Below are 9,441 nucleotides of genomic sequence, written 5' to 3'. Positions count from 1 at the left end.
ATTTTGATATAATTTGTGAAAATAATGTTATGTTTATCATCGAGAAAGGGGATTGTTTTTGTGCACCACAAAGGTAACTTTGTGTTAAAACTTCCTCTTTCCCTTTTTTGCGTTTAGGACGCTATTGGTTATTAAACACAAATCATTAATAAAAACTTAAAAAATGCTAACTTATTTTTGGCGGTTGCCAGATGCTGGAAAGGTAATTTGAGTTGAGCGCTATGTCATTAGAAATATAAATTTTTGGAAATACTATTTTTAAGGAATAACTGCTAAACAATTCTATTGAATCAGGAATAAAAGCTGCTGAAATCGATGCCGTAAAATGACCCGGAGTTTTAAAGGGTAATTGCATATCTCTAAAATGATCATAATCAGTTGGACTCCCATGGAGATAGTGATTCGCAACATAGTCTACAAATGAAAGTTGCTGATCCAGGGCTTTATGCTCCCTATAATGCTCAAAAATAACCGGTATTTTTAACAACTGATATACATCAGGAGTTGAAAACAGGTAAATCATCAAAAATAATATGGCGGTTAACTTTTTCACAGCGCCCTAAAGATAACCAGAATAAATCTTAAACAGTTTACCTAAAGTAAATTATAAGAATAAAAAAACGTAGTTGAGGAATGAAAAAACAAAAAGTAGATTATTTTAGTACAGGTGGTTTTATTTGAGCGGAAGTTTTTTAAATGAATACTGTGCAAGCAGTGAACTGATTATTTAGTATCTTAATGTTAAACATCTTCAATTCACAAGCTATGTTCAGAAAAACACTTTTAACTATCGGCTTATTAATGGTAGCCATACAATTTTTCAGGCCAGAAAAAAACATCTCGACCATACCTGGTCCAGACGCCATTGATGCACATTACACTGTTCCTAAAGAGATTGGGTTACTTCTTCGAAAAAGCTGTTATGATTGCCATTCCAATAACACGGTTTACCCATGGTATAGTAATATCCAACCCTTTTCCTGGTGGCAGCAAAGCCATGTCAATGATGGTAAAGAAGAATTAAACTTTGATGAATTCAATAGTTATGACGTTAAAAAGAAAAAGAAAAAACTGAATGAAGTAGCTGAAATGATTGAAAAGGATAAAACGCCATTAAATTCTTACACCTTGATACACAGAACAGCTATACTTTCAGCACAGGATAAAGACACACTGATCACATGGGCAAAGGAATTTCAGAAAGCCATTAATTAATCTGATCATGAAACAAATTTGCCTCCGCAGCCTCCTTCATTATTGATGGCCAACTTCACTTGTTGGTTATTTGTTTGGGATAAAAACAACATAGTTTTTCCTTTTCCACCATTTAATAAGCTCGAACCAGATTACGCTAAGGAATCCAATACCTGTACTTAACCCTAGTTGCGTCAAAGTAAGGGCATGGAATTCAAAGAAGTTTGACAAGAACTTATTGTAGATCAACAACCCACAAATAGCGATTGTTACCATAATAATTCCAAGAACTAAATTATTTTTATATTTTAATGTAGCTATAATGCTGTAATAAAATGAGCGATTGATTAAGGTTAAAAAGATATTTGCAGCGATTAACACCGTAAAAACCATAGTCCTTGTTGTGTTTTCACCCAAATCAAAGTAAACTGCATATTGATAGGTAAATAAGGCGCCCACTGCAATCATCATCCCCTGGATCAAGCTAGTCAACAACTCTTTAGCGTTAAAAAAAGTACTGGTAAAGGGCCTGGGCTTTTGCAACATTGTGTTTTTTTCCATCGGCTCATTTTCGTAGATAATTGAACAGGTTGGTCCCATGATGAGCTCCAAAAAAATAATATGTACAGGAGAAAATATATTTGGATAAATCCAACCTAGCGCTAATGGAACAAACACCGTAAGAATAATAGGAATATGGATAGATATAATGTACTGTATTGCTTTTTTGAGATTTGCGTAAATTCGCCTGCCCATTCCAACGGCAATAACCATTTTTTCCAGGTCATCATCGGCCAATACAAGTGATGCGGCCTGTTTAGCAATTTCAGTTCCTTTTTTCCCCATAGCGATCCCAATATGGGCCGCCTTAAGTGCAGGACCATCATTTACCCCATCTCCTGTCATCGCTACAATTTCATTGTTTTCCTTAAGTGCATTTATGATCTTGAGTTTAGCTTCAGGAAACATTCTTGTAAAAATAGAGGTATCCATTACCCTTTGTTTTAATTCACTAGCTGTCAGTGCCATCAGTTCGTTTCCACTTATGCTATTTTCAGCGCCCCGAAAACCTACCTGACGGGCAATTGCACAGGTTGTAGCCGCATTATCACCGGTTACAATCTTCACATCTATACCCGCAGTATAAAACGCTTCAAAAACCGCCTGAATGTTTTTCTTGGGTGGATCATAAAAAGCAACCAAACCTTTAAATTTAAAGCTAAAATCCTGTTGTTGCTCTGGAAAATCATCACCTGCAAAAGCGGCTTCTCCAACTCCTAGAATGCGATAACCGTTATTTGCCAATGCTTTGATGGCTGCTTCAATACCCTTCCTCTGGTCAACCTCTAAATCAGATACATTTAATAAGGCTTCGGGGGCTCCTTTAGCAGCCACCAGCCGATCCCCAAGCTCATTTTGAAAAATATGGGTCATCATTGGAGGCTTTCCGCCTAAGGGATATTCATGCCTCATTTTAAATTGAGGTCTTTCATCCAAAGTTGAAGTTTTTGCATAGGCCTCATGTAAGGCGACCTCCATAGGATCAAATGGAATCGGTTCACTCGCCCACATCGCTGTTCTAATCAGCAATTTTTCTTCTAAATTGAGTTCAGCTTCAGGGTTGATTATCCTTTTCCCCTGACTTGCATAAAGCCCTACAAGGGTCATCTTATTCTCTGTTATCGTTCCGGTTTTATCTGTACAGATCACCGTGGCACTACCCAGTGTTTCCACTGTTTTCATCTGTTTTACGACAATCCCCATTTTCATTAATCTCCAGGCACCAAGGGCCATAAAAGTGCTAAAAGCCACCGGAATTTCTTCCGGCAGTACACTCATGGCAATGGTTAATGCCTTCATCAAACTATCAATTGCATTTCCTGAATTATAAAAGTTTATTGCCCAAACTACCCCAAAAATAACAGCACCAGCAAGAACCATTTTTTTTACAAAATTGCTGATCTGTACTTCCAGTGGTGTTTTTTCTTCCTTAATTTGTTCAAGGCTTTTACCTATTTTCCCCAGTTTGGTTTCATTTCCAATTGCAGTGACCCTGACTATAGCCAGGCCACCTGATACAGTGGTCCCTGAGTACACACCATTATCTACCTGGGTATGGTCCTTATAAACAGGCATAGATTCACCGGTAAGTATTGATTCATTGACAGAAAAGTCATTAGACTGCTCAATTATCCCGTCTGCTGCTATAAATGTACCCTCCTCAATCATCAGACAATCCCCAACCACCAGATCTTCACTTTTCACCTCCTGAACTTGTCCATCTCTGATCACTTTACAATCTGGCTCTGTTAATTTTTTGAGCTGTGCTAAGGCATTTCGACTTCTTGAATCCTGGTACAATGAAATTACGGATATTAAAACTATGGCAATAGCCAGAAAAACCCCATCAGCAACCTTTCCATTGAGGAAATAAATGGCGGATGCGACAAGCAGCAAAATGACCATTGGTTCTTTCAGCACTCCTTTTAAAGCATTCAAAAAACCATTCTGGTGTTTATGATTAAATGAATTATTTCCATGCAACTTCCTTGCAGCGATCACCTCTTGTGTGTTTAAACCTTTTATATTTCCTAATTCCATTGAAATCGTTTTTTAACCAATTAATCCGATGATGTTAGCGGCATGTTAAACTCAAAAAGCACTTTAATCGACAACTGTTGCCTTATTTTGGTGGCGAAAATTAAGGAAGCATTAGGATAGACAAGCCCATTCTTCCCATTGTAGGTTACAGGAAAGATAATCCTATATTTAATAGCGTATTACCCGTTATTTCTTTTTAAATGAAATGATGGGTATTTTACTGTAAAAAAAAAATTCTTCAGCATTTGAAGGAAGTACTAATTTCTCTATAAAGGATCTTTTTTGATGGGTAAAGAATGCAATTAATGAGGGCTTATAACGCTTTACTTCCGTACTAACATCCTGGAGTATAGTATGTAAAATATTCCATTCCCGATTGATTACTTCAACTTTATAGTTCAATTTCTTTTCAATACTCAACTCAACTGACGCTTTATCTGCAACAAGTTCATTATTGGCAGCCATATGAATCATCCGCAATTCTGCATGGAACGGCTTTACGAAAGTTATTAATTTGGAAAGTTCAAGTTCATAATCCCTCATATCAGTAGGGTAAAGCACACGCTTGCAAAGCCTATTGCGGTAGGTGGAAGGAATGCAAATTACAGGTACTTTAGACTGAGCAATCAGTTTGGAGGTGTGTGTACCAAATATTTTTTTTATGGTCCCGGCTCCTCTGCTGGCTATACAGATATAGTCACAAGGGTGCTGGGCTGTAAATCTTAAAACTCCTTCAGTAACATCATCGTCATCAATCATGATCAGCTCAAAGCTCAGGCCCAACAAGTTCATCGATTTGATGATTTTATTTACAAACACTGTTATTTCCTTCCTGGTTTGATTTACAAAAGACTGTTTGTAAACCTGATAAGCATTTTCAGACCATATAAAAGGCCTCAATACATGATAAACGTGCAAGATCACTAACTCTGCTTTTCTCGTTCTAGCCATGTTAATGGCAAAACGTATAGCAGATTTTGAATTTACAGACTGGTCAGTAGTGACAATTATGGTTTCCATATTTTGATTTTACTTACAATACACTCACCATGAGAACTATAAATATAAAGATTCAATACGGAATGATAGATGATCAAAATCATAGTAATAGTTGATATAAACCATTATATTCCAATACCGAAGAACCAGTAACATTTACGTATGGTAACGGAATGGTAGGTTTATTATCTTTCTGCAACCATTTTTATGCATCTGATCTAACTATTTTAGTTATATTAACATAAAAATTTCATTTTAACCACTAAGTCTTTTGTTAAAAACTGACAACCTTAAAAATGACAGAGGATAGAATTGTTGCTTCATTAATCAATGTAAAAAAAATATATAATACTGGAGATACAAGCATTGTAGCTTTGGACAGTACATCATTGGATATTCGTAATCGTCAACTCACGCTAATAATGGGACCATCAGGTTCTGGAAAAACAACGTTATTATCATTAATAGGTTGTGTGATCTATCCCACTGAAGGAAAAATTATCATTCAGGGAGATGACATTACCAACTATTCAGAAAAAAAACTAGCGAACATTAGGCTAAACAACATTAGCTTTATTTTTCAGCACTTCAATCTAATTAATCCATTAAACACCTTAGAAAATGTAATGCAACCACTTTTATTAAGAGGGGAAGACGCTGCCTCCGCTAAACTTAAATCAATTTCGGCGTTACAAAAAGTAAGCATGGAAGACCGACAAAAAAACTTACCTAAAAAACTAAGCGGTGGGCAAAAACAGCGGGTTGCCATTGCAAGAGCTTTGGTCGCAAATACGGAGATCATTCTTTGTGATGAGCCAACGGCTTCATTAGATGCAAAAAGTGCCAATGTTGTCATGAAAGAACTGAAATCCCTGGCACAGAATGGCAAAGCTATCGTTGTAGTAACCCATGACCTTCGCCTACGGCCATTTGCAGACCGAATTGTATATGTAGAAGAGGGCATTGTATCGGATCACTTAAAAAATGAAGATGATTATAAATAAAAAAATGCAAAGAAATGTTCCTTTATTTACCATGTTGGTGTTTTTAGTGTTTTCATCTTGTGGAGGAGAAAAAAAGGAAGCAGCAACAAAAGAAAGGGCAAAAATAGATTCACTTAGCAGACCAGAGCACATCAGTATGGTATCTGCTATAGCCAGAGTTGAACCTACAAATGGATTAATAGAACTGTCAGCAGAAGTTTCAGGCGTTGTAGTCGAAACCTATAAGAAAGAAGGCGATGAGGTTAAAAAAGGAGAACCAATTTTTAAATTGGATAGAAAAAATCAATTAATTGAAGTCAATTTAGCCAAGCAGCAGATCATTACACAACAATCAAATATTGAGGCCAACAAATACGATATCCATCAGTATGAAGCTACATTGAGGGAAAAAGAACAAGACCTGAGCATCACACGAAAACTGGCAGAAACCGGAGCTGACACTCGGCAGAATCTGGCCATTAAACAAAAAGAGAAAGAAGTTATACTCGCAAATTTACAGTCTGAAATATCCCAATTACAGGCTAGTTTAAGTGAGCTCAAAACATTAAAGATTAAACTCAGACAATCTGAACTGGATGCGAACAATAGCATCATAAATGCAAAAGAAAATGGCATTTTAGTCAGCCTGAATGCAAAGATAGGAACTGCAATAACCGCATTCACTCCTTTTGCAACAATGGCAACTGATGATGATCTTGTGCTACATGGGGAAATAGATGAAATGTTTGCAGACCGTGTAAAAATTGGACAAGAGGTTGAAATAAATTATTTAGGCACCAAAACCACGATTGCTAAAGGGAAAATCATATACATCTCCCCTATACTAGATAACAAGTCGCTTTTCTATGAAAAAACGGGAGAAACAACTGATCGAAGAGTTAGAAGGTTTAAAGCAAACTTTATATCACCTAAAAAGTTGCTGATCAATTCAAAAGTAGAATGTAAAATAAAAATTCAATAAGCCCGATGATTGGTACAGCTTTAAAGTTCATGAGATATGATAAACCAAAAAGCATTGGAATTATCGTAGGGATAGTGATCAGCATATTTTTAATTGGTCAACAACTCGGTACTTTACGTTTTTTAACTGGCTTGATGAGCGGTCTGATTGTAAATTCAAACTCATCAGGCAGCGACATTTGGATTATTGACAATATCACAGGTAATGTAAATGCTTTAAGCAGAATTGATTCCAGAATTGCACAAGAAGTTAAAAGCATAAATGGAGTAGAGGATAGCTATGGAGTTGTCATCGCAAATGCTACTGCAACATTTGAAGGGAGTAAGACATCCCCGGTAAACCTAATTGGCAGTGAAGGACCTTTGTTCATCGCCGGACCAAATCCTTCAAAAATTTTAACTGGAAGTCTGGATGAATTATATCAAAGCGATGCTATTTCAGCCGAATTCTTCAATTCAAAAAATTTAGGCGTTAACTTGGAGTTAAACAAAACCTTCGAAATTAACAACAAAGCGGCCATTATAAAAGTAATGACCAAAAATGCGCAAGGATTCGGTGGATATTATATGTATACAAATATCAGTAATGCCAGATTTTATGGAAACTTCCCTAATGACAAGTTAAGCATTGTGGTTGTAAAGGTTAAAAAGGGTGTAAATATAGAGAATTTAGTAAATCGCATTAATCAAACATTTTATGGTGTAAAAGCCTGGAAAGTAGATGACCTAAAAAATTCTACTTTGTCTGAAATTTTGATTACGTCAAACATTGGGGTGAGTTTCGGATCTCTGGTTATCTTCGCTATGATTAGCGGTTTTTTCATTATAGGACTTACCCTCTATTCTTCTGCATTAGATCGATTGGTAGACTATGGGACATTAAAAGCTATTGGCGCATCAAATGGTTTTGTATCCAGACTGATCCTTACACAGGCAATGCTATTTGCATTAATTGGCTTTATCATTGCTTTATTATTGCTCGTATTATTTAAGAATGGAGTTGCCAGTGCCGGGCTGCTGATCAATTTAGATTGGCCATTGATTATGATTTTATTGGGCGTTACTTTATTCATGTCAGTAGGAGGCTCCCTGTTTGCAGTGGTAAAAATCAGCCGACTTGAACCAGCATCAATTTTCTAATACCAAATGTTCAAACTCATGACAAAAAATAGCGCGTATTACAAAAAGATGAAAAATAGAATTGTGATGATAGTCGGCTTTACATTGCTGCCTACACTATCCATTGCCCAGCACCATATTTTAAAACTAAGCCTATCATTAGAACAAGCAAGAGCACTGGCTGTGGAAAAGAATCCACAAATTGCTGCTGGAGCTTTAGATGCTAAAATTAATAAAGAAATGACTGCCGAGGCCAAACTCAAAAGAATCCCACAGGTTTATGCCGATGCCAACTTACAAAATAACCTCATTATTCCTGTTACCCCTGTACCAGCTAACGCTTTTAATCCAAATGCCCCAGATGGTGTTTTAATACCTTTGAAATTTACCACAAGATGGACTTCAAATACAGGATTAAATGTAAACATTGATCTTTTTAATCCCCAGAAAAAACTGGGTGTAAAGGAAGCACTGATAAAAGAAGAAATTACGAAATTACAAAACGAAAATGAAGCTAACCTGATTTCTTTCGAAGTAGCAAATGCATATTTAGCAAGTTTGATAGCAGTTGAACAATTAAGATTAGCAGCTTTGGACACGCTAACTAAAAGCGAGCTTTTAAAAATTAGTCAGCAACAATTTGATGAAGGTAGACTGGTATTAATCACCCTAAACCAATTAAAAGCGGACCGCAACAATACTTTAAACAATTTTGACGAAGCGAAAAAAATCTATACAAACAGCAAAGCCAAACTGTTATATACCATGGGCTTCCCAGCAGAAGACCACCTCGACATAGAATTTTTGGACAATTTAGAAACCTTATTCAAAAACTATCAAATTAAAACACAGACAGAAAATGGAACCAGCATTGCTCTAAATCAATTAAATCAAAATGAGACGCTTTTAAATACTCAAATAGCTAGCACAGGCAATGGCTATCTACCAACGATAGCGCTTAAGGCTTATTACGGAGCTAATTTTTTTGATAATAATTTCGACATCTTAAAATCGTCCAACTGGAACGGCAACAGTTTTGTTAATCTAGGACTTAAACTCCCTATCACAGAAGGCATAGATAGGCAAAAAAAAATAAAGCAACTTCAGCTTCAGAAACAGTCTAATCTGCTTCGTTATCAGGATGAACGAAACAAAAACAAGCTGGAATACTTATCTGCAATGATAACAGCTGCTGTACTTGAAAAAAAATACTTAAGAGTTCAGGAAAACTTTAAGCTCGCTGAAAAAAATCTACGCCTTTCAGAACAACAATTTACAAGTGGCAGAATCCTGATTACTGAACTACAGGAAATAACCTACAATTATCAGAAAGAAAAAAACAACTACCTAACTATTGCCTACAATTACATTTTAGCTAGACTAACAGCAGAAAAAATAAATAAATATTAAACAGCACTGATAATAATCACATCGGTACAATAGTGTCCTAAACGTTTAATGTTTTTGTAAAAAGGCTTAGGATGGATTGAAATAATCGCATTTTAAGGATTATTCAAAAAAGAATCCCTTGTATGCTGGTATTGGGTTCCAGCTTAGGTGGTTC

Annotated in this window: 8 protein-coding genes; 5 read left to right on the top strand and 3 right to left on the bottom strand. The window is 36.2% G+C overall.

Annotated elements, in window-relative coordinates; genetic code table 11:
- Positions 1-166: 166 nt before the first annotated feature.
- On the bottom strand, positions 167-553 hold the full coding sequence (locus tag H9X96_RS22165; RefSeq protein ID WP_187668389.1) for a hypothetical protein: 387 nt from the start codon (positions 551-553) through the stop codon (positions 167-169).
- A 212-nt stretch (positions 554-765) separates the two neighbouring features.
- Between H9X96_RS22165 and H9X96_RS22160 the strand changes: the two genes are divergently transcribed.
- Positions 766-1,215: a heme-binding domain-containing protein gene (locus tag H9X96_RS22160; RefSeq protein ID WP_187668388.1), complete on the top strand. Its 450-nt coding sequence runs from the start codon at positions 766-768 to the stop codon at positions 1,213-1,215.
- Positions 1,216-1,281: 66 nt separating this feature from the next.
- On the opposite strand, the gene H9X96_RS22155 is transcribed toward H9X96_RS22160, so the two are convergent.
- Positions 1,282-3,795 carry a cation-translocating P-type ATPase gene (locus H9X96_RS22155; protein WP_187668387.1) on the bottom strand — a complete coding sequence of 838 codons (2,514 nt, stop codon included), beginning with the start codon at positions 3,793-3,795 and terminating at the stop codon, positions 1,282-1,284.
- 186 nt (positions 3,796-3,981) lie between these two features.
- Complete coding sequence (locus H9X96_RS22150; protein WP_187668386.1) at positions 3,982-4,815, bottom strand: universal stress protein; 834 nt, start codon at positions 4,813-4,815, stop codon at positions 3,982-3,984.
- Positions 4,816-5,090: 275 nt separating this feature from the next.
- Here H9X96_RS22150 and H9X96_RS22145 point away from each other — a divergent pair, with 275 nt between their 5' ends.
- From H9X96_RS22145 to H9X96_RS22130, 4 genes are read left to right on the top strand one after another with little or no spacing between them, the layout of a single operon-like run.
- The gene (locus tag H9X96_RS22145) at positions 5,091-5,798 is read left to right on the top strand and encodes an ABC transporter ATP-binding protein (RefSeq protein WP_187668385.1); all 708 of its coding nucleotides are present in this window, start codon (positions 5,091-5,093) and stop codon (positions 5,796-5,798) included.
- Entirely contained in the window at positions 5,785-6,759 is a 975-nt protein-coding gene (locus H9X96_RS22140) for an HlyD family secretion protein (protein WP_187668384.1), read from the top strand. Before H9X96_RS22145 ends, H9X96_RS22140 begins: the two co-directional genes overlap by 14 nt.
- 29 nt (positions 6,760-6,788) lie before the next feature.
- Positions 6,789-7,898, top strand: coding sequence for an ABC transporter permease (locus tag H9X96_RS22135; RefSeq protein ID WP_222943967.1), 1,110 nt, complete (start codon positions 6,789-6,791; stop codon positions 7,896-7,898).
- Between the two features lie 48 nt (positions 7,899-7,946).
- Positions 7,947-9,287 (top strand): TolC family protein, encoded by a 1,341-nt coding sequence (locus tag H9X96_RS22130; protein WP_187668382.1) that lies wholly within the window; start codon positions 7,947-7,949, stop codon positions 9,285-9,287.
- The last annotated feature ends 154 nt before the right edge of the window (positions 9,288-9,441 follow it).

The organism is Pedobacter sp. N36a, assembly GCF_014472395.1.
Classification (GTDB): Bacteria; Bacteroidota; Bacteroidia; order Sphingobacteriales; family Sphingobacteriaceae; genus Pedobacter.
The sequence above is the reverse complement of the archived record's forward strand: the minus strand, read 5'-3'. Positions and strand labels throughout refer to the sequence as shown.

What these genes read in the sequence shown, in the direction of transcription:
- H9X96_RS22145 (WP_187668385.1), top strand. Translation starts at nt 5,091, where the DNA reads ATGACAGAGGATAGAATTGTTGCTTCATTAATCAATGTAAAAAAAATA.
- H9X96_RS22135 (WP_222943967.1), top strand. Translation starts at nt 6,789, where the DNA reads ATGAGATATGATAAACCAAAAAGCATTGGAATTATCGTAGGGATAGTG.
- H9X96_RS22130 (WP_187668382.1), top strand. Translation starts at nt 7,947, where the DNA reads ATGAAAAATAGAATTGTGATGATAGTCGGCTTTACATTGCTGCCTACA.
- H9X96_RS22155 (WP_187668387.1), bottom strand. Translation starts at nt 3,795, where the DNA reads ATGGAATTAGGAAATATAAAAGGTTTAAACACACAAGAGGTGATCGCT.
- H9X96_RS22140 (WP_187668384.1), top strand. Translation starts at nt 5,785, where the DNA reads ATGATTATAAATAAAAAAATGCAAAGAAATGTTCCTTTATTTACCATG.
- H9X96_RS22150 (WP_187668386.1), bottom strand. Translation starts at nt 4,815, where the DNA reads ATGGAAACCATAATTGTCACTACTGACCAGTCTGTAAATTCAAAATCT.
- H9X96_RS22160 (WP_187668388.1), top strand. Translation starts at nt 766, where the DNA reads ATGTTCAGAAAAACACTTTTAACTATCGGCTTATTAATGGTAGCCATA.